This is a genomic window from Pseudomonas sp. BIGb0164, from assembly GCF_024810135.1.
In the GTDB taxonomy this organism is placed as follows: Bacteria; Pseudomonadota; Gammaproteobacteria; order Pseudomonadales; family Pseudomonadaceae; genus Aquipseudomonas.
In genome coordinates, this window is record NZ_JANUEA010000001.1 from 308,166 (window position 1) to 327,253 (window position 19,088).

Annotated in this window: 17 protein-coding genes; 10 read left to right on the plus strand and 7 right to left on the minus strand. The window is 61.1% G+C overall.

All coding sequences use genetic code 11. The features are described from left to right. Nucleotides 1-50 precede the first annotated feature (50 nt). A complete protein-coding gene (locus M2394_RS01195; RefSeq protein WP_178924881.1) occupies nt 51-983 on the plus strand; it encodes an alpha/beta fold hydrolase in 933 nt (310 codons plus the stop codon). On the opposite strand, the gene M2394_RS01200 is transcribed toward M2394_RS01195, so the two are convergent. Further along, nucleotides 946-2,412: a HAMP domain-containing sensor histidine kinase gene (locus M2394_RS01200; RefSeq protein ID WP_259171342.1), complete on the minus strand. Its 1,467-nt coding sequence runs from the start codon at nt 2,410-2,412 to the stop codon at nt 946-948. The genes M2394_RS01195 and M2394_RS01200 overlap by 38 nt on opposite strands. Then, nucleotides 2,409-3,119, minus strand: coding sequence for a response regulator transcription factor (locus M2394_RS01205; RefSeq protein WP_259171343.1), 711 nt, complete (start codon nt 3,117-3,119; stop codon nt 2,409-2,411). Before M2394_RS01205 ends, M2394_RS01200 begins: the two co-directional genes overlap by 4 nt. A gap of 233 nt (nt 3,120-3,352) precedes the next feature. On the opposite strand from M2394_RS01205, the gene msrB reads away from it, so the two are divergent. The 3 genes from msrB to msrA all read left to right on the plus strand — a co-directional run bounded on the left by msrB (nt 3,353) and on the right by msrA (nt 6,477). Beyond that, the gene (msrB, locus tag M2394_RS01210; RefSeq protein ID WP_178924887.1) at nt 3,353-3,853 is read left to right on the plus strand and encodes a peptide-methionine (R)-S-oxide reductase MsrB; all 501 of its coding nucleotides are present in this window, start codon (nt 3,353-3,355) and stop codon (nt 3,851-3,853) included. 35 nt (nt 3,854-3,888) lie between these two features. Then, nucleotides 3,889-5,649, plus strand: coding sequence for a cytochrome c biogenesis protein DipZ (locus M2394_RS01215; protein ID WP_259171344.1), 1,761 nt, complete (start codon nt 3,889-3,891; stop codon nt 5,647-5,649). Nucleotides 5,650-5,781: 132 nt separating this feature from the next. Continuing rightward, nucleotides 5,782-6,477, plus strand: a complete 696-nt coding sequence (msrA, locus tag M2394_RS01220) for a peptide-methionine (S)-S-oxide reductase MsrA (protein WP_259171345.1) — start codon at nt 5,782-5,784, stop codon at nt 6,475-6,477. A 117-nt stretch (nt 6,478-6,594) separates the two neighbouring features. Here msrA and M2394_RS01225 read toward each other — a convergent pair whose 3' ends face one another. From M2394_RS01225 to M2394_RS01235, 3 genes are all read right to left on the minus strand, one after another. Continuing rightward, the gene (locus tag M2394_RS01225) at nt 6,595-7,029 is read right to left on the minus strand and encodes a nuclear transport factor 2 family protein (protein WP_259171346.1); all 435 of its coding nucleotides are present in this window, start codon (nt 7,027-7,029) and stop codon (nt 6,595-6,597) included. A gap of 108 nt (nt 7,030-7,137) precedes the next feature. Further along, entirely contained in the window at nt 7,138-8,088 is a 951-nt protein-coding gene (locus tag M2394_RS01230; protein WP_017253783.1) for an alpha-E domain-containing protein, read from the minus strand. 3 nt (nt 8,089-8,091) lie between these two features. After that, nucleotides 8,092-9,501 (minus strand): circularly permuted type 2 ATP-grasp protein, encoded by a 1,410-nt coding sequence (locus M2394_RS01235; RefSeq protein ID WP_259171347.1) that lies wholly within the window; start codon nt 9,499-9,501, stop codon nt 8,092-8,094. Between the two features lie 406 nt (nt 9,502-9,907). Between M2394_RS01235 and M2394_RS01240 the strand changes: the two genes are divergently transcribed. The 3 genes from M2394_RS01240 to M2394_RS01250 all read left to right on the plus strand — a co-directional run bounded on the left by M2394_RS01240 (nt 9,908) and on the right by M2394_RS01250 (nt 10,839). Continuing rightward, nucleotides 9,908-10,453: a hypothetical protein gene (locus M2394_RS01240; protein ID WP_178921234.1), complete on the plus strand. Its 546-nt coding sequence runs from the start codon at nt 9,908-9,910 to the stop codon at nt 10,451-10,453. A 70-nt stretch (nt 10,454-10,523) separates the two neighbouring features. Further along, on the plus strand, nt 10,524-10,700 hold the full coding sequence (locus M2394_RS01245; RefSeq protein ID WP_178921232.1) for a hypothetical protein: 177 nt from the start codon (nt 10,524-10,526) through the stop codon (nt 10,698-10,700). A gap of 10 nt (nt 10,701-10,710) precedes the next feature. Further along, nucleotides 10,711-10,839, plus strand: a complete 129-nt coding sequence (locus M2394_RS01250; protein WP_259171348.1) for a hypothetical protein — start codon at nt 10,711-10,713, stop codon at nt 10,837-10,839. 100 nt (nt 10,840-10,939) lie between these two features. On the opposite strand, the gene M2394_RS01255 is transcribed toward M2394_RS01250, so the two are convergent. Both M2394_RS01255 and M2394_RS01260 read right to left on the minus strand, forming a co-directional pair. Beyond that, nucleotides 10,940-14,839, minus strand: a complete 3,900-nt coding sequence (locus M2394_RS01255; protein ID WP_259171349.1) for a hypothetical protein — start codon at nt 14,837-14,839, stop codon at nt 10,940-10,942. 131 nt (nt 14,840-14,970) lie between these two features. Next, entirely contained in the window at nt 14,971-15,897 is a 927-nt protein-coding gene (locus M2394_RS01260; RefSeq protein WP_259171350.1) for a LysR family transcriptional regulator, read from the minus strand. 112 nt (nt 15,898-16,009) lie between these two features. On the opposite strand from M2394_RS01260, the gene M2394_RS01265 reads away from it, so the two are divergent. The 3 genes from M2394_RS01265 to M2394_RS01275 all read left to right on the plus strand — a co-directional run bounded on the left by M2394_RS01265 (nt 16,010) and on the right by M2394_RS01275 (nt 18,836). Beyond that, nucleotides 16,010-16,993, plus strand: a complete 984-nt coding sequence (locus tag M2394_RS01265) for an aldo/keto reductase (RefSeq protein WP_178921228.1) — start codon at nt 16,010-16,012, stop codon at nt 16,991-16,993. A 62-nt stretch (nt 16,994-17,055) separates the two neighbouring features. Then, complete coding sequence (locus M2394_RS01270; RefSeq protein ID WP_178921227.1) at nt 17,056-17,811, plus strand: CDP-diacylglycerol diphosphatase; 756 nt, start codon at nt 17,056-17,058, stop codon at nt 17,809-17,811. Nucleotides 17,812-17,846: 35 nt separating this feature from the next. Next, complete coding sequence (locus M2394_RS01275; RefSeq protein WP_259171351.1) at nt 17,847-18,836, plus strand: hypothetical protein; 990 nt, start codon at nt 17,847-17,849, stop codon at nt 18,834-18,836. The last annotated feature ends 252 nt before the right edge of the window (nt 18,837-19,088 follow it).

The following is a 19,088-nucleotide window of genomic DNA, read 5'->3' on the forward strand; positions in this document are numbered from 1 at the left end:
GACCCACCGGATGCGCCAGGCTGTGGCAAACCCTTCGCCAGGCTAAACCCATGAGCCAGCACACCCTTCGCGTCAACGGTATCGAGCTGAGCGTGCACATCGCCGGCCCTGAACACGGCCAGCCGGTGTGGCTGCTGCACGGTTTTCCTGAATGCTGGCATTCCTGGCGCGAGCAGATACCGGCGTTGGCGGCGGCGGGCTACCGGGTTTTCGCGCCAGAGATGCGCGGCTATGGTCGGTCGAGTTCGCCCGCCGAGATTGCCGATTACGACCTGCTGACCCTGTGCGGCGATATCCAGCAGGCCATGGACCATTTCGGCCACCGCGAGGTGGTAATGGTTGGCCACGACTGGGGCGCCGTAGTGGCCTGGCACCTGGCATTGCTGGAGCCCGAGCGGGTCACGCGGTTGATCACGATGTCGGTGCCGTTCGCCGGGCGCGCCCGCCGGCCAGTGATCGAGATCATGCGCGAGCTGTACGCCGACCGTTTCAACTACATCCTGTATTTCCAGGCACCCGGTGTGGCCGAACGGGAATTGAATGCTGACATCGAGCGCACCCTGCGGTTGTTCATGCAGGATCAGGACGTGTTCCTGCAGAAGAAATCCCCCGACGCCACCTTGCTTGACGGTGTCTCAACCCCCGCCACGCTGCCGAACTGGTGCCGCCAGCAGGACCTCGACGTCTACGTGCAGACTTTTACCGAGCACGGCTTTCGCGGCCCGTTGAACTGGTACCGCAACTTCGAACGCAACTGGCAGCGCACCGAAGCCCTGGCCGGCCGGCAGGTGCTGCAACCGACGCTGTTCCTGATCGGCGACCGCGACCCGGTCGGGGTGTTCGAAGCCCACACGATCAAGCGCATGCCCGATTCGGTGCCCGCGCTGGAGCAGCACGTGCTCCCCAACTGCGGTCACTGGATCCAGAACGAGCAGGGCGCTCAGGTCAACGCGCTGATGCTCGGGTTTCTAGGGAGAACGTAAAGGTCGCGCCATGGCCGGGGCGGTCCACCAGCTGGATGCTGCGCCCGTGCAACTGCAGGATGCGGTGCACGATGCGCAGGCCCAGGCCACCATCCCGGCGCGCGCCGCCGATGGTGAAGGCACGCAGGAACAAGCCTTCGCGCAGTTCGGCGTCGATGCCGGGGCCGCTGTCGCTGACCGTCACCGCCACGCCATCCGCCGCGCTCGCCAGCAGCACTTCCACTTCGCCATTCACCGGCGTGTGGCGCAGGGCGTTGTCCAGCAGGTTGGTCAGCACCCGTTCGATCAGGCCCAAATCCGCCAGCACCGTGGGCACCTGGGGGGGCAGGGTGGCGGTCAGGGTAATGCCCCGGGCTTCGGCGGTGAGTTCGAACTTCTGGAAGATGTCCTGCACCAGGTCGGGCAGCGAAAAGCCTTCGATCACCGGCTGCACAAAGCCGTGTTCCAGGCGCACCAGCTCCAGCAATGACTGGGCGAGGCCGCCGACCTTGCGGCTCTGGTCCAGCGCGATGCCGAGGTAACGGCGGCGCTCTTCGGGGCTCAGGCTGGCGTCCTTGAGGGACAAGGTTTCCAGGTAGCCGTGCAACGAGGCCAGGGGCGTGCGCAGGTCATGGGAGATATTCGCGACCATTTCCCGGCGTTCCTGGTCCTGGTGAGTAATGGCGCGCCATTGTTCGCCCAGGCGGTTTTCCATCTGCACGAAGGCGTGGTCGAGCACGGCGATCTCATCACCGCTGGTGAGTTCGGGCGTCAGCGGCGCGGGGGCTTTGGGCGCGCCGTTGATATCGAACTGGCCGACCTTGTCGGTCAACTGGCGCAGCGGCCGGGTGATCCAGGCGAACGCGATCAAGCCCGCCATCAGGCACAGCAGCGCGACCAGGCCGATGGACCACAGCGCGATCTTGAGTGCCATGCCAGTCGCGTCCTTGGCGTCGTACACGTCATGGGCTTCGCCCAGCAGCACCACGTAGAGGAAGCCGGTTTGCTGGCCGTTGGCCTTGAGCGGTGCGGCACTGAACACTTTGCGCCCGTCAACGCTGCGCGGGTCGTCGCCGAGGATCGGCAGCATGGCGCCGCTGAGGAAGCGGCGCACCGGCGTCAGGTCGACGCGGTCACGCAGCAAATGCCCGCTGGGCGCGGCATTGCCGACCACGCGGCCGTCGATGTCGAGCAGGTACACCTCGACACTCGGGTTGACCAGCATCAGCTGGCTGAACAGGTTGCGCACGGCGTCAGGCTTGAGGCCGTCGGCGTCCATCAATTGGGTGTCACGGGCAATGTGCGCCGCCAAGTCGCGGGACAGGCCTTGCACCACTTCCAGTTCGTGCATGTGGTTGGAGCGCACCTGCAACCACGCCGATGTGCCGCTGCAAATCACCAGCAACACGGCAAACACCACCGACAGGCGTTGGGTCAGGGTGAGTTTCATGGCGCGCTCTCGGCAAATTTGTAGCCACGGCCCCACACCGTGAGGATGCGCGTCGGGTTGGCCGGGTCGACTTCGACCTTGGCGCGCAGACGGTTGATGTGGGTATTGACCGTGTGTTCATAGCCTTCGTGGCTGTAACCCCACACCGCATTGAGCAGGTCCATGCGCGAGAACACCTTGCCCGGCTGGCGGGCGAAAAAGTACAGCAGGTCGAACTCACGCGGGGTCAGGTCCAGGCGCTGGCCCTGCAAGGTGACGTCGCGGGTCAACGGGTTGATGAACAACTGGCCGAGGTCGAGGCTGCCGGCGTCCATCTTCAGGTTGCGCGCCATGGCATCCACCCGGCGCAGCAGGGCTTTGACCCGGGCGACCAGTTCCGGCATCGAGAACGGTTTGGCCAGGTAGTCGTCGGCACCCAGCTCCAGGCCGAGGATGCGGTGCAGTTCGCTGGAGCGTGCGCTGGTGATGATGATCGGCGTGTAGCGCGCCATGGCTCGGGCGCGGCGGCAGATCTCCAGGCCGTCCACACCGGGCAGCATCAGGTCGAGGATCAAGGCATCCCAACCGCCTTGTTCCAAGAGGCCCAGGCCTTCGGTGCCATCGGCGCTGTGCACCACCTCGAACTGCTCGTCCCGCAGGTGCAGGCAGATCAGGTCGGCAATATGGGCGTCGTCCTCGACCACCAGGACTCGTTTTGGCTGATCCATGTAGAGAAACCTTTACGTGTAGTCCGCGCATTGTGCGGGTTTTGCCACAGTGTAGTTATCACGAATTGTTTAACTCTGCGTGAGGATTCCGCGACCGCCCACAGCGCACGATAGCGCCATTGTAGTGAGCGAGCTCGCCTCGCGCGGCGGCTTACCAGACGCCTTATGTCGACCTGACACACCGCCGCGCGGGGCAAGCCCGCTCACTACGGACGAGTTCATGGGAGGGTTATATGTATTCGAGACGACAAATACTGCTGGCTGGTGGCGGCCTGGGTGTCGCCGTCCTGGCCGGTGGCCTGCTCAAGCAACTCAACGTGGTCAGCGACGCCGAAGCCGCCGAAACCTTCGAGGTCAACCACACCGAGGCCGAGTGGCGCAGCCTGCTGACGGCCGAGCAATTCGACGTGCTGCGCGAGGAGGGCACCGAACGCCCTTACAGCAGCAAGCTCAACGATGAACACCGCACCGGCACCTTCGCCTGCGCCGGTTGTGCTCTGCCGCTGTTTTCCTCGACAACCAAGTTCGACAGCCACACCGGTTGGCCGAGCTTTTGGCAACCGCTGGACAACGCGGTCGCCAGCCACGTCGACACCTCCTACGGCGTGGTGCGCAAGGAAATCCACTGCCGGCGTTGCGGCGGTCACCAAGGGCACGTGTTCGACGACGGCCCGCCACCCACCGGCCTGCGCTATTGCATGAATGGCGCCGCCATGACGTTCACGGCGGCGTAAGCCGATGTCTATTCATTCGTATAAGGGACGATCCCATGTGGCTTCTGGTTCTCGCATATCTGGGCGGCGTGCTGACGATTGTCAGTCCGTGCATCCTGCCTGTTCTGCCTTTTGTCTTCGCTCGCACCGGGCAACCGTTTATGCGCAGTGGCTTGCCGCTGTTAGCGGGGATGGCGGTGACGTTCGCCCTGGTGGCCTCGCTGGCGGCGGTGGGCGGCGGCTGGGTGGTGCAAGTCAATCAGTACGGGCGCTGGCTCGCGTTGCTGTGCGTTGCCCTGTTCGGACTCACGCTGCTGCTGCCACACCTGTCGGAGCGGCTGACACGCCCGTTGGTGGCGGCCGGCAGTCGTCTCTCGGAAGCCGCCGGGGCCGACGCCAAGCCGCGTCCGGGCGCTTCGTTCCTGATCGGCGTGGCCACCGGTTTGCTGTGGGCGCCGTGCGCCGGGCCAATCCTCGGCTTGGTGCTCACCGGCGCGGCGCTGCAGGGCGCCAGCATCGGCACTACCTTGCTCTTGCTGGCTTACGCCGCGGGGGCTGCGACGTCCTTGGCCTTGGCGCTGCTGGTCGGCGGTAAAGTCTTTGGCTTCATGAAAAAGTCCCTGGGTGCCGGTGAATGGCTGCGCCGTGGCCTGGGCGCGTTGATGCTGGCCGGTGTGGCGGCGATCGCTTTGGGCCTGGACACCGGCGTGCTGTCGCGGTTGTCGACGGCTTCCACCGGTGGCCTGGAACAAAGCCTGGTAGATAAGCTGAGTGCCAAGCCTGAACCGAAGGGCGGAGCGATGATGGCCGGTGGCGCAATGATGATGGCTGCCAACCACAGCGACACACTGCCCATCGAGGGTGCGCTGCCGCCCCTGGACGGCGCCGTGCAATGGCTCAACAGCCCGCCGCTGACCGCCGAAGGTTTGAAAGGCAAGGTGGTGCTGGTCGATTTCTGGACCTACTCCTGCATCAACTGCCTGCGTACCTTGCCGTATGTGAAAGCCTGGGCCGAGAAGTACCACGACCAGGGCCTGGTGGTGATTGGCGTGCACGCACCGGAATTTGCCTTTGAACGCGACGTGAACAACGTCACCAAGGCCATGAAGGACCTGGGCATCACCTACCCGGTGGCCATCGACAACAACTACAAGATCTGGCGCGCATTCAATAACCAATACTGGCCGGCGCATTACTTTGCCGATGCCAAGGGCCAGATCCGTTATCACCACTTTGGCGAAGGCGACTACGCCGAGTCGGAGCGGGTGATCCAGCAACTGCTGCGCGAAGCCGGGGCCAAGAACGTGGCCGGTGGCCTGATAGAGGCCGACGCCAAGGGCGTGCAACAGGCGCCGGACATGAACGAAGTGCAGTCGCCGGAAACCTACCTGGGCTTCCAGCGCGCCGAAAACTTCGTCACCGCTGGCACCCTGGGTACCGACAAGGTCGTGAACTACCCCGTAGCCGGCACCCTGGCGCTGAATAACTGGACGCTGGAAGGCCCGTGGAACGTCGGTGGCCAGCAAGCCACTCTCGATCAGGCAGGTGGGCGCATCGTCTACCGCTTCCATGCCCGCGACCTGCACCTGGTGCTGGGCCCTGGCGCCGATGGCAAGCCGGTACGCTTCAAGGTGACGGTCGACGGCCAGGCCCCGGGCGATGCCCATGGCACCGACGTGGCGCCGGATGGCAGCGGTACCGTGACCGAGCAGCGCCTGTACCAGCTGGTGCGCCAGCCCGGCGCGGTGCAGGACCGCACCTTCAGCATTGAATTTCTGGACCCGAACGTATCGGCGTACGCCTTCACGTTCGGCTGAATTGAAAACCCAATCACTGTAGGAGCTGGCTTGCCTGCGATAGCGCCGGGCCAGCCACTTCATCTGGCACTGACGCACCGCCATCGCAGGCAAGCCAGCTCCCACAATCGACCGTGTTCTGGAGTGATAGTGATGAAACTACTCAAGTTTTTACCGGTACTCGCTTTCGCGGCTTTTGTCGGCCAAAGCTCGGCGTTCTCTTTCGGTGGTGCTGAAGACGCGGTGATGATCGCACCCCCCACCCTGGACCTGCCCGCCACCTCCGGCAACCTGCAAACCGCCGTGTTTGCCGGTGGCTGTTTCTGGGGCGTGCAAGGGGTGTTCCAGCATGTGCAGGGCGTGAAAAACGCTGTGTCCGGCTACGACGGTGGCGCGGCGAGCACCGCGCAATACGAGACCGTCAGCGGTGGCGATACCGGGCATGCCGAATCGGTGTCGGTGACCTATGACCCGAGCCAGGTCAGCTACGGCAAGTTGTTGCAGATCTACTTCTCGGTGGCCCACAACCCCACTGAGCTGAACCGCCAGGGCCCTGACAGCGGCACCCAATACCGTTCGGAAATCTTTGCGCAGAACGCCGAACAACAGAAAGTCGCCCAGGCGTATATCGCCCAGCTGGACGCGGCCAAGGCTTTCAACAAGCCGATCGTGACCAAGGTAGAGATGGGCAAGGCGTTTTACCCGGCGGAGTCTTATCACCAGGATTTCCTCACCGAGAACCCGTCTTACCCCTACATCGTGATCAATGACCTGCCAAAAGTGGCGCAGCTGAAAAAACTGTTCCCCGACCAATACCGCGCCGAGCCGGTATTGGTAAAAAACCAATAACCACCACAAAACCACTGTGTGGGAGCGGGCTTGCTCGCGAATGCGATGTGTCAGATACATATGAATTGACTGACCCACCGCTTTCGCGAGCAAGCCCGCTCCCACAGTGGTCCTGTGTCAAGCCTGGGATTTAGCCTTGGCCAGGTACGGCGCCAGGCGTCGGCCCATTTCCTCACCCAAAGCCTGCAACCCGCTCAACGGACGGACCATTACTTCAAATTCGATGATCTGCCCTTGTTCGTTGAAACGGATCAGATCGATGCCCTTGAGCTGCTTGTCGCCCACCCGTGCGCTGAACTCCAGCACCACGCTCAGGCCATCGCCGGTCGCCAGTTCACGGTGGTAGGTGAAGTCTTCGAACACCTTGATCACGGTGTTGAGGATCATCGACACCACGGGCGCGCCAGCGTAGGGCGTGTGGGCCATGGGCGAGCGAAACACCGCGTCGGCGGCCAGCAGCTCGGGCAGGGACTTGAGGTCACGGGCGGCCAGCATGGCGTGCCAACGTTGCAAGGTGAGGGCAGCAGCGGGGGTGAGGGTCAGTTCGGACATGCTCTGTACCTGTTCTTATGGTGGGAAGGCGTTGCACCTGCCCAACATAAGAGCGGTATCAAAGGAGGGTCAATCACCCGAATTGACAGTTAAGTGACCCAATTGCACTCACACCACTTCCAGGTAAGAGCTGTGAATGGCCCTGGCCAGTTCGCGCACGGTGTCGATAAAGTCGGTGAGGCGGCTGTGCAGGCCGTCTTCGAGGATTTCGTCGATCCCGGTGTAGCGCAGCCGCGCTTCGAACTCGGCAGCCAGGCGTTGGGCGGTGCGCCCGTAGCTGCCGGGCAAGTCGGCGAGGATGTGGCTCAACTCCTCGATGCAGGCGTGCAATGAGCGTGGCACGTCACTGCGCAGCAACAGCAACTCAGACACCGACCGTGCATTCAACGCATTCGGGTACAGCTCGGTGTAGGCCTCGAATGACGATAACGCCCGCAGCAGCGCGCTCCACTGGTAATACCCGCGTGCCGACAGGTCGCTGACCTCTTCCGATTCTTCGCCAAACATCTCGTAGCGCGCATCGAGCAGGCGCAGGGTGTTGTCCGCTCGCTCGACAAAGGTGCCCAGGCGAATGAAGCGATAGGCGTCATTGCGCATGATGGTGCCGGAGGTGGCGCCGCGAAACAGGTGCGAGCGCTGCTTGACCCAGTCACAGAAGTGGCTGATGCCATGCCGCGCCAGGCCGCCGGCGGCGATGCTGCGCATTTCCAGCCAGGTGGCGTTGAGGTTTTCCCACATGTCGGCGGTGATGCGCCCGCGTACCGCGTGGGCGTTGCCCCGGGCGGCGCGCAGGCAGTTGTAGATGCTGGCGGGGTTTTCTTCGTCGAGGGCGAAGAAGTGCAGCATGCGTTCGGCGTCCAGCTGCTTGTGGCGTTCCAGGTAACTGTCCAGGGTGCCGCTGCTGAGCAACGACATCGCCAGCTCATCCAGGCCATCGCTGCGCCCTGCCTGGGGCATCAGCGACAGCGAATAACTGACTTCGAGCATGCGTGCCAGGTTCTCGGCACGCTCCAGGTAACGGGACATCCAGTACAGATCTGCGGCGGTTCTACTCAACATGATTCAGCCCTCCACCACCCAGGTGTCCTTGGTTCCGCCGCCCTGCGACGAGTTGACGATCAACGAGCCTTCCTTCAGCGCCACGCGGGTCAGGCCGCCCGGCACCAGGCGGGTTTCCTTGCCCGACAGCACGAAGGGCCGCAGGTCGATATGCCGGGGGGCGATGCCGTTTTCGACAAAGGTGGGGCAGGTGGACAGGCTCAGGGTCGGCTGGGCGATATACGCGTGGGGGCGCGCCTTGATGCGCTGGCGGAAGTCCTCGATCTCGGCCGCCGTGGACGCCGGGCCCACCAGCATGCCGTAGCCACCGGAGCCCTGGGTTTCCTTGACCACCAGTTCCGGCAGGTGGGCCAGCACATGGGACAGTTCATCGGGTTTGCGGCACTGGAACGTCGGTACGTTTTGCAGCACCGGCTCTTCGTCCAGGTAGAAGCGGATCATTTCCGGCACATACGGATAGATCGATTTGTCGTCGGCCACGCCGGTGCCGATGGCATTGGCCAGCACCACATTGCCCGCGCAATAGGCGGCGACCAGGCCGGGCACGCCGAGCATCGACTCGGGGTTGAACGCCAGCGGGTCGAGGAAGGCGTCGTCGATGCGCCGGTAGATCACGTCCACGGCCTTGGGGCCGTCGGTGGTGCGCATGAATACCTTGAGGTCTTGCACGAACAGGTCGGCGCCTTCCACCAGTTCCACGCCCATTTCCCGGGCGAGGAAGGCATGTTCGAAGAATGCGCTGTTGAAGCGCCCAGGCGTCAGCACCACCACGTTGGGGTTGTCCAGGCGGCTGGCGCTTTTCAGGGTCTTGAGCAGCAGGTTGGGGTAGTGGTCCACCGGCGCGATGCGTTGCTTGGCGAACACTTCGGGGAACAGGCGCATCATCATCTTGCGGTCTTCGAGCATGTAGCTCACGCCGCTGGGGGTGCGCAGGTTGTCTTCGAGCACGTAGTAGGTACCGTCGCCGTCGCGCACCAGGTCAACGCCCGAGATATGCGAGTAGATGTCGCGGTGCAGGTCCAGGCCGACCATGGCCTTCTGGTAGCCCTCGTTGCCCAGCACCTGGTCGGCAGGGATGATCCCAGCCTTGATGATGCGTTGGTCGTGGTAGATGTCGGCGAGGAACATGTTCAGTGCGTTGACGCGCTGGATGCAGCCACGTTCGATCACGGCCCATTCACTGGCGGGGATGCTGCGGGGGATGATGTCGAAGGGGATCAGGCGCTCGGTGTCTTGCTCGTCGCCATACAAGGTGAAGGTGATCCCGGCCCGATGGAACAGCAAATCGGCTTCGCGGCGCCTCTGGGCCAGCAGTTCCGGCGGCGTGTTGGCCAGCCAGCGGGAGAAATCCTGATAATGCGCGCGGCATACGCCTTGCGCGTCATTCATTTCGTCGAAGAAAGATCGAGCCATTCCAGTACCTTGTCAGTGCCCAGTGTTGCCGGGTGGCACTGCCGCTTTAAAAACCGCATTTTTTATGAGCCCGTGGCTGAGGGTGCCACTGGGCCTGGTCCTTACTTTCTTATGGGGTGGGCTCTGGGTCGGGGGGTAACGAATGCTCCTGTTTCCGGGCAGATGAATGGATAAAGCAATGCTTGTGCCGAAACCCTCAAAACACCCGACCTCTTTGTAGTGAGCGGGCTTGTCCCGCGCTGGAGTGCGCAGCGCTCCCGTTTTATGGGGTGGCGCTGCGCAGCCCGGCGCGAGCAAGCTCGCTCACTACAGTGCACTCCGTGCTCTCGATTGGTGCGCGAACAAACTTGAACTTCGCCCGGGCCCGTTTCTTCTAAGGGGATTCGAACCTGTGTGGAGCATGGCCGTGCCCAGAATCATTTCGCCCCATACGCCGGAGGCGGCGCTGACCGATCACAGCGAACACAACGCCAAGATCTTCGGCTCGCCCAAGGATCGCCTGGATTTCTACCGCCGCGAGATCCAGTACGAAACCACCATCCTGGCCAACCGCACCGACGCCTACCTCACGGCGCAATCGTTCCTGGTCATCGCGTTCGTGTCCGGCATGGGCAACCTCAACCCGGAGTGGGGCAAGTTGTTCACCCTGGTGGTGCCGGTGTTCCTGGTGATGCTCGGCATTCTCAGCTCATTGAACGCCTGGCCGGGGATTCGCGCGGCGTACGAAATCATCGACCACTGGCATTACAAGCAAAGTGAGCTGTTGCGTAGCGAGCCAGTGATGGGGCTGGCCTACGATGATTCGCCGCTGTTCTGTGAGACCGAGTCCTCCCACAAGGGCTACCGCAAGTCGCTGCTGTTTTCCATGCGTGCGCCGTGGCTGTTCATGGTGTTCTGGCTATTGCTGGGGGCTTACGCGTTCTACATCCAGGTAGACAACCCCGGTTCCTAGACAAATGGAACTTCGTCGCTGGGAACGTGACCTTAACTTTACGCAAGCAATAACGATGCAGAGGTAAACCATGAGCACGCACAAACAACCCGCGACGGGCGCAGACGCCCCCAAAGACCCGGCGCTGAACGCAGACCCCAAGGCCAAAGACCCCAAGGCGCGGGAAAACGACTACAGTCCAGACTTCAAGCCCGAGCGCGAGCCCAAGCCTGAAACCGATGCCGATATCGATACCCAAGGGGGTTAGGGAGACAGTCATGTCAGAAGAACTGGGAGAGGAATTAGAAGAGGAACTCAACGACCCGGGTAACGAAGACCCGGGGTCGTTGATGGATGATGCAGAGGTGCCGCTCTTAGAACCAGACGAAGCGGCGTGCGCGGATTGAGCGAGTGCCAGAGTTGTCCTTGGAACTCTGTGGTGTGGTGAGCGATTACTTGGCGGACGGCAACTTCTCGTTGTCGCCGCTTTAAGTTTACTGGCAGTCTTCAGGACGTAAAATGCCGCGGTTTGTAGTTGATGTTGACTAGTTCGGTAGAATGCGAACCGTCTGGACGGTCGATTGAAATTTGTATCGTTGCTCCGTCATTTTTTAAAATCTGTTGCGTCGTCTTGCGCGCGTTAAATTGGCTATACCTCAACTCTGCAAGCAACTGGACTTGATCCGGCGGCAGATTTGGGTGAAACCGTTTAACGTTTCCCACGAAGTTTTCATGAAGCACGTCCAACTTTTCCGGGGACGCATTCGCGTACACCGGTCCTTCAAAAGCTTTTACAGGTTTGTTGATTGCCGTCTGAAACTGCTGGGCAAACGATGAAGCTCCGCCATTTGCACCGTAACACGAAATAAGCCGCACATTATCGTAGTCTGCCGGGTTGATGCCTTTGGACTTGAGCAAACTGATGAGGCTCTTGGCGTCTTGAGGTTTGCCGTCTGCGTACAAAAAAGTGCCATTTTTCAAAAAATTATTGGCACTATCAGGCCCTTCACCGTGCGCAATGATATTAAGGCGTTTGACGCCTTTATAATTATCGACGTAAGTGTGCATGCCTGAACCTATGACTTTAATTTCTTGCATGGTGCCGCCAAGTTGGATGACGTTATCACGAGCAAGGCCTGCGCTTAACAAACTTGAATCTTTGCTGGCAAGCGAAGATGCGGTGCCCCTGAACTGCTCCAGTGGTTTTCCATACGCTTGGCTTGTGCGCGGATCATAGGCATGCCAATTACCGGTAGCCGGATCGTATTTCGCCAAGGATCCAACGTCCTGCGTCGTATTGATGGATTTGTAGGTGCCCTGCGCAATGTCCGGGTTTTTTACTACGTCCAACAGGTTGCCGCTGCGGTATGAGCCGCGTAAGTGTTTGAATCCGTTGTACGCCGCCCTCGGAACCCGCCGTACACCATTCACAACACCACGCGCCAGATTATCCACCCCATTCACCGGGTTGAGTGCGCCAACTGTGGCGCGCCCCAGGATCTTGAGGTTGTGCCCGACCCTGGCCAGGGCGCCAATCCCGCTTGCCGCTGCTTTCGCGCCTTTGACCGCTGTACCGAAGCCGACGAGGAAACCGAATATGTCCCACGACAGATCGCCCAAACCTTGGGCAATTTTGCCGTTCTGAAAATTGACGATGGCCGACCTGAACGGGATGAGGTTAAGGGCGATCTGCGCCGCTTTTTCGTGGATTGGCACTTCGGTATCAAAGGTTGTCAGGCCCCTGGCTGCCTTCTTCAGCCCGGGAATATCCATGTCATGGAGAACGGCGTCCGCAAGGTAGGCGGTCCTTGCGCTGCCGAAGCTATCGGGAATACCACTCGCGTTCGAGGATTCTTCCGTTAGCCCGGCTGGGTAATGGCCTTCAGGTTTGATTACTTTGTATTCGTAGAATGGACGGGATTCTTTGTAGTAGGGCTGGCCAGTCTTGAAATCAGCTTTGTCCGGCTGCCGAGTGATGCTGCCTTTCAGGCGGTCCAGTTGGTAAGTGTGGACTTGTCCATCGCGCTTGATCTTGATCAGCACACACCCTTCAATCTCTTTGTCGTATTCACTGGCAAGTTTGCCGCCCCATTCGAAATGGGTTTTCCTGGCAATGGTGATTTCTCCAAACTCAAAATTTTGACGGTCCGCCAAAGGCAGCTTCGCCACCATGTGTTTTACTTGCGCGGCGGTTGCAGTCCTGATCGCCTCGGAATAATCCGAGAATGCTGCATTGAACGCGTCGGATATCGACGGCAGTTGTTTGAGTTTTTGCAAAGCGTCATTGACGTCAAATGCACTGGACGAAGAGACCCAGGCACCCGGCCTGCCGTCATCGGGCAGGTCAGCCTGCCCTAATGTGAGCGTGCGTATCAGGTCTCTGCCCGTTTCCCCCCAGTTATCCGCAGAGCTTGGCGCGCCCAGGATGCCCCGGCCATCGATATACAGGTCCAGGATCGAGTAGGGCCCCGGGAAATAACGGTTGGAAGGCTCAACACGGATACATTTTTCTTCGAAGTGCTTCGGGGCCACGCCTGGCAAGGCCTTTTTCAGGCGCTCCAGTGCCATGTCCCTGGCTGTCGGCATCACGGCCGTGGAGGCGTGCGAAGCTTTCGCGAGTTCGCTGACCTGTGCTGCAAACGCCTTGCGCACGCTGCCCATTGCAGTCTCGGCTATCGGGTAGGGCAACCCGTTGGCAACGGCCCATTCCTTGAGCGCAGCGCTTTGGGCGACAAATTCAGTACGTTCGTCTTCGTCGGAGATGGGCGCGATGCTGGCCTGGGTCATGACTTGGGCGTAGCTCATCGTTGCGGTCGCCCCGGGGGCATTCGCTTCTATACGGGCGACGGCGGTGGAAAAACTGACCCAGCTGTGAGTGCCCAGGACCAGATCTTGCGGAATGTCCTTGACCAGAAATTCCGGTGCCCGGCTGGACAACATCAGCGTGGCTTGGATCTTGGCTTGTTCAGGTGATGATCCCTTTGCCAGTTCGTTGGTTAACTCATTCAACACTGCCGCAGCAGTCTTGCCCGAGTTCTGCGCGGACAACAGCGTATAACCCGCGATACGGGTTTGCGCCGCACCCGGAGCAGCCTCCGGCGATTCAGAGAGGTCCAGCGTCAGGGCCGCCAGCAACCAGTCATTGACACTGCCTTTGACCGAGCGCGCCTCAAACTGGGCCTGGATGGCCCGGCCCACGGCCTGTCCCTTGGGCGATTCGATCAAGCTATCAATCAAGCGCCTTGGATCACCGGTTCGCGCCGGATGGCCCTCCAGCAAATACTCCAGAACGCTGCTGGACGGTCGAAAATCAATATCGCCGACCTTGCCTTGAAGGATATCGCCTCTCAATTGTTGCTCGCTCGCGGCATCCAACGGCTCGGGCCATGCACGCGCGCCGCCGTAGTTACCGTTGACCGGCGCCTTGGGGGCAGGGGTCATCAACGCAGTGACCAGGTTGTCCAACTGATCAAGCGTGGTGGGGATTTTCCAGCCATGGTCCTCGATAAACTGCTTCAGGCTCACGCTGTTGTGCTTGCCTGCCATCGAAGGCATGTAGGTACCGGCGCTGTCGACATAGACAACTCGGGTGTCGAGTTCGTGGGCTATTTCCGACTCTTCCCGGCTGCCCTTCCTGGTAAGACTCGCCAGGTGCTGCAAGTCATGAGCAGCCTGGTAGCGGTTACGGATATCGGCCAGCTGCGCCTGTTGCTCCTCCAACCGATCGTCGCTACGACTGCTGTGCAAGTCCGAAAAGAACTGCGGTGTCAGCTCGATAAAGGTCTTGTCCTGCAGCAGTTCGGCCACGCGTTGCTTGATCGCATCCGGGGACGAGAGCACGGGCTCTTTGTAAAAACGTTGTACAAGGGTGAAGGGCGCGCTGTTGGCAGTGGTAGACAGCGGCGGGGCGAACGTGGTGAAGGCGTATCCCGAAACGATGATTCGGCCCGCATTCAGAATCGGCCCACTGACCGCTGCCCAGCCCGGGTCGTCGAGCCCGAGTGTATGAACTTCTTGCACTGGGTCTTTTTTAAGCGAGAACGCTATCTGGCCGGAGGCCGGGTTGATTTTGATCGAATCTGGTTTTATGCCCCGTTCCTGCATCCACTGTTGCACGTCTGGCGACTGAAACGCTCGGGCCAACTGGCGCCACCATTGCCCGAAGGTCGAGCTGGCTGGAATGGAGTCGATCTTGAGGTCTGATTGAGGCGCCGAGGGGCCGGCGGTCTTCGCCAGTGCGATGCGATACAGTGCTGCCAGCTCACTGTCGCCTTCGGTGCGGGTATGGGGGTCGTAAGTATCGAGCTCAGAGAATTCATCAGTCGCACGTCGCGGCCTCGCGGAGTTCGACTGAGGCGCATCGTTGGGCAAGGTGTAGCCGGTATTTACGGTGCTTGGGTTGATCATCAAGGAATGGCTCGTCGTGTGATAGGCAGTTGGAGGCATGGGTTGCCTTGTGCTCAACATGCGTGTCACAAACGTCCCTGGTGATTCCGCTCAAGGGCCGGTTTTTCGTTGCTGTATTTATCCCGGCCGGCTCACTGGGACTCGATCAATTGCGAACCAATGGTTTTCATCCGGATCATGTCCATCAACTGCCGCAACCCTGGCTGCGATTGGCGGCGGCTGGGGTAGTACATGCACAACGGATCACCCAGGCAGGCCCAGTCTGGCATCACCTCCACCAGGCGGCCGTCCTTGAGTTCCAGTTCGACACGGTTGGACAAACAGTAGGCAATCCCCACGCCCTGCAGTGCAGCGTTGACGATGGTCTCGGTGTCGGCTGCGCTGAAATTCCCCGGCACATCGATGCGTTGCTGGCGCGCGCCGTTGCCCAGTTCCCATTTGTAAGTGGTCTTGTCGCCCAGGTACATGCGGATGCAGGCGTGCTGCAGCAGGTCTTTGGGTTCGCGGGGTGCCCCATGACGGGCAAGGTATGCGGGGGAGGCGACCATGATCCAGCGCAACTCGCCGGTCAACGGCACGGCCACCATGTCCTGGGGCACGGTGGCGCCGTAACGGATACCGGCATCGTAGCCCTCGGCGATAATGTCGATCATCTGGTCCTGCACGATCAGGTCCAGGCGCAGTTGCGGGTAGGCTTGCGTGAATTCGCCGAGGATCGGCGCCAGCAACAGCACGGCAGCATCCCGAGGCACATTCAGGCGCAGGCGGCCGATCGGCGCTTCGCGGTACAGCTCCAAGGTATCGAGGCCGTCCTGGATCGTGGCGAAACCCTGGCTGAGTTTTTCCGCGAGCAGGTTACCGGCGTCGGTGGGCTCGACGGCGCGGCTGCTGCGGTAGAGCAATTTCACGCCCAGGCGGGTTTCGAGGTTGCGCATGGTGTGGCTCAACGCCGAGGTGGTCACGCCCAGTTCGTGCGCGGCGTGACGAAAACTGCGGCGCCGGATGATGGCCATGAACACATTGAGATCGGCGAGTTCGGAGCGGTTAAAAGCGGCCATATCAAGACTTTTTTAGGAGAATTCGGTTGTATGCGGCGTTGAGCCCTATTCAACCCGGGATGACCTAGAGTAATTGCTTTTCAAAGTATTGCTATGGGCAGCGTGATTTTTTATGAGTATCGAAACCCTCAAGATCCCCGGTATCGACAAGGCCGTGTCAAGGATCGCCCTCGGTACCTGGGCCATGGGTGGCCGTCTGTGGGGCGGCTCGGACAATGAGCTGTCGATCAAGACCCTTCGCCACGCCCTGGCCAGCGGCATCAACTTGATCGACACGGCGCCGGTGTATGGCTTCGGCTTGTCCGAAGAGCTGATCGGCAAGGCCTTGCGCGGCGTGCGCCACACGGCGGTGATCGCCACCAAGGCCGGCCTGCAGTGGGATGACGGCACCACGCGCCGCAACGCCACGGCCCAGCGCATCCGCAAGGAAGTCGAAGACTCTCTGGTGCGCCTGGAAACCGACTACATCGACCTGTATCAGATCCACTGGCCTGACCCCCTGGTGGCCCAGGAAGAAACCGCCGATGAACTGGAGCGCTTGCGCCGCGAGGGCAAGATCCTCGCCGTGGGGGTGAGCAACTATTCACCGGCGCAGATGGATGACTTCAGCCGCTACACCGCGCTGGCCACCGTGCAACCGCCCTACAACCTGTTCGAGCGCGCCATCGACAGCGACATCCTGCCGTATGCCAAGAACCACGGGCTGGTGGTATTGGCCTACGGCTCGCTGTGCAGGGGGCTGCTGACCGGCAGCATGCATTCGGCCACCAGCTTTGGTGGCGACGATGTGCGCAGGATCGACCCCAAATTCAAGGCGCCGCGTTTCGAACAATACCTGGCCGCCGTCGGCGCGCTGGAGGTGTACGCCCGCGAGTGTCACGGCAAGTCGATACTGGCGCTGGCGTTGCGCTGGGTGCTGGATCAAGGGCCGACCATCGCGCTCTGGGGCGCACGCCGACCGGAGCAACTCAAGGGCTATGAAGAGGCGTTTGGCTGGCACCTGACCGCCGATGACCTGACACATATCGACCGTATTCTGGCCAGCACGATAAAAGATCCGATCGGGCCGGAATTTATGGCCCCCGCCAAGCGTTAACCCTTACGACAGGGATGTCAGCGACAACAAAAAATGACATCCCCGTACGTTGAGGTTTTTGCATGAAGCGCGGCACCCTATTCACGATCGCTGGTGGTTTGCTCTGTGGGCTGTTAGTGGCAGGCGCCCTGAAATGGCGCGGTGACCCTAATGCCCTGTGGCACATCGTCAGCCAGCAATGCGTTCCCGACCAGCAACAGCAGCACAAGCCCGACCCGTGCCTGGCGGTGGACCTGGACCGGGGTTACGCGCTGCTCAAGGACCGCAACGGCCCGTTGCATGACTTGCTGATTCCCGTGGACAAAGTCACCGGCATTGAAGACCCCGCCCTGGGGCGCCAGCTGTTGCCGCATTATTTTACTCAGGCCTGGAAGCACCGCGCGGCGTTATCCGACGGCCTGAAAAAGCCAATCCCGGACGCCTTCGTCTCCGTGGCGATCAACTCGCGTTTTGGCCGCTCGCAGAACCAGTTGCACGTGCACATCGCTTGCCTGCGCCCCGAGGTGTTTGTCGCCTTGAGCCAGCAAGGCAAAGCACTGGATGAACAGTGGCAGGTGTTGCCGAGGCCGCTGATGGGGCATACCTACAGCGCCCGCACGTTGTCGGCAACCGATGCCGAGGTGCTCGACCCGATGGCGCTGTTGCACGATTACGTCGAGGCCCAGGGCAGCTCGATGAGCCACTACAGCCTGCTGATGACGCCCCGCGCCGACGGCAGCTTTGTGCTGCTGAGCACGCACCTGGCGCTCACCGAACTGAATTTGGGTTCGGCCGGTGAGCTGCAAGATTATCGCTGTGACCTGATGACCCAGTTGTAAGCCCCCCCCCTTTGACCTGATTCGGACCTACCTCCATGCGCTTGACTGTGTTGGCTTGCCTGTTCCTGTCTGTGGGTGTGGCCCAAGCGGCTACCCGAGAAGTGATCCCGATTCACAGCGCCACCATGGCCAATGGTGATTTGCGCTACAGCGTCACCTTGAAGATTGGCGGCACGCCGTTGGAAACCCAATTCGACACCGGCTCGGTGGGATTGCGCGTACTACCCGGCGTGCTCAAACCCCAGGATGCCGTGGCGCAGAACGTGCCGGCGGCGATTCAGTATGGCAGCGGCGTGCGCCTGAACGGCAAGCTGGCACTGGCCACGGTCAGCCTGGGCACTGCCACGGCACACGTGCCGCTGCAACTGGTCGACAGCATCAGTTGCAGCGATGCGCGGCCTAAATGCCCGGCCTCCAAAGTGTCCGCCAAGGACTTTCTCATGGGCGGCAACCCCGAGCGGGGCGAGGGCTTCAAGGCGATCATGGGCGTTGGCATGTTGCGCAACCCCGCGACCAACCCGCTGGTGGCCATGGGCGGCCGCTGGTTGGTGGTACTGCCTCGGCCCGGGCAGAGCACCGGGCAGTTGATCCTCAACCCCACGGCGGCGGAGACCCAAGGCTTTCGCACCCTCAGCCTGCAACGCTTTGCGGTGAAACCCGGGGATGCCAGCGCCTACTGGAAAGACCACGGCGTGCAAGGTTGCCTGCAGCGTCTGGACACCCACCAGCAGGTGTGCGGCAACAGCATCCTGGACACCGGCGCGGCGGGTTTTCATATCTATGCCGATGCACTGCAAGCCAACTGGCCGGTGGGCACCCCGGCGCATTTCAGCCTGACCCTGGGGGACGGCAGCCAGATGGGCCAGCACTTCAAAGTGGATAACGGCGGCGGGCGCTATGTGCGCTACATCACCGCCCAGGGCGAACACAACTTCCACGGGATCAATGCCGGCTTGCTGACGTATTTCGATAACGCGGTGCTATACGACCAGTCCGCCGGCACCATCGGCCTGAAAGCCCGCTGATCTCACCGTAAAACCGGGTCTATTGTGGGAGCGGGCTTGCTCGCGAATGCGTTGGGTCAGTCAACATATTCAGTGACTGACACTCCGCATTCGCGAGCAAGCCCGCTCCCACATTTGAATCTCACCTACCTGAAAATTTTCATTCACGACCTCTTTGCTCGATAAACGACACCCGCTCAAATTTAGCCATTGAACGACTGTTCAGTTTGAACTATGTTGACCGCATCCACCCGTTTGCCTGCAAACGGGTTC

What these genes read in the sequence shown, in the direction of transcription:
- M2394_RS01225 (WP_259171346.1), bottom strand. Translation starts at nt 7,029, where the DNA reads ATGTCCGAACTGACCCTCACCCCCGCTGCTGCCCTCACCTTGCAACGT.
- M2394_RS01260 (WP_259171350.1), bottom strand. Translation starts at nt 15,897, where the DNA reads ATGGCCGCTTTTAACCGCTCCGAACTCGCCGATCTCAATGTGTTCATG.
- M2394_RS01195 (WP_178924881.1), top strand. Translation starts at nt 51, where the DNA reads ATGAGCCAGCACACCCTTCGCGTCAACGGTATCGAGCTGAGCGTGCAC.
- M2394_RS01205 (WP_259171343.1), bottom strand. Translation starts at nt 3,119, where the DNA reads ATGGATCAGCCAAAACGAGTCCTGGTGGTCGAGGACGACGCCCATATT.
- M2394_RS01245 (WP_178921232.1), top strand. Translation starts at nt 10,524, where the DNA reads ATGAGCACGCACAAACAACCCGCGACGGGCGCAGACGCCCCCAAAGAC.
- msrB (WP_178924887.1), top strand. Translation starts at nt 3,353, where the DNA reads ATGTATTCGAGACGACAAATACTGCTGGCTGGTGGCGGCCTGGGTGTC.
- msrA (WP_259171345.1), top strand. Translation starts at nt 5,782, where the DNA reads ATGAAACTACTCAAGTTTTTACCGGTACTCGCTTTCGCGGCTTTTGTC.
- M2394_RS01270 (WP_178921227.1), top strand. Translation starts at nt 17,056, where the DNA reads ATGAAGCGCGGCACCCTATTCACGATCGCTGGTGGTTTGCTCTGTGGG.
- M2394_RS01235 (WP_259171347.1), bottom strand. Translation starts at nt 9,501, where the DNA reads ATGGCTCGATCTTTCTTCGACGAAATGAATGACGCGCAAGGCGTATGC.
- M2394_RS01215 (WP_259171344.1), top strand. Translation starts at nt 3,889, where the DNA reads ATGTGGCTTCTGGTTCTCGCATATCTGGGCGGCGTGCTGACGATTGTC.
- M2394_RS01200 (WP_259171342.1), bottom strand. Translation starts at nt 2,412, where the DNA reads ATGAAACTCACCCTGACCCAACGCCTGTCGGTGGTGTTTGCCGTGTTG.
- M2394_RS01265 (WP_178921228.1), top strand. Translation starts at nt 16,010, where the DNA reads ATGAGTATCGAAACCCTCAAGATCCCCGGTATCGACAAGGCCGTGTCA.
- M2394_RS01275 (WP_259171351.1), top strand. Translation starts at nt 17,847, where the DNA reads ATGCGCTTGACTGTGTTGGCTTGCCTGTTCCTGTCTGTGGGTGTGGCC.
- M2394_RS01255 (WP_259171349.1), bottom strand. Translation starts at nt 14,839, where the DNA reads ATGATCAACCCAAGCACCGTAAATACCGGCTACACCTTGCCCAACGAT.
- M2394_RS01250 (WP_259171348.1), top strand. Translation starts at nt 10,711, where the DNA reads ATGTCAGAAGAACTGGGAGAGGAATTAGAAGAGGAACTCAACGACCCG.
- M2394_RS01230 (WP_017253783.1), bottom strand. Translation starts at nt 8,088, where the DNA reads ATGTTGAGTAGAACCGCCGCAGATCTGTACTGGATGTCCCGTTACCTG.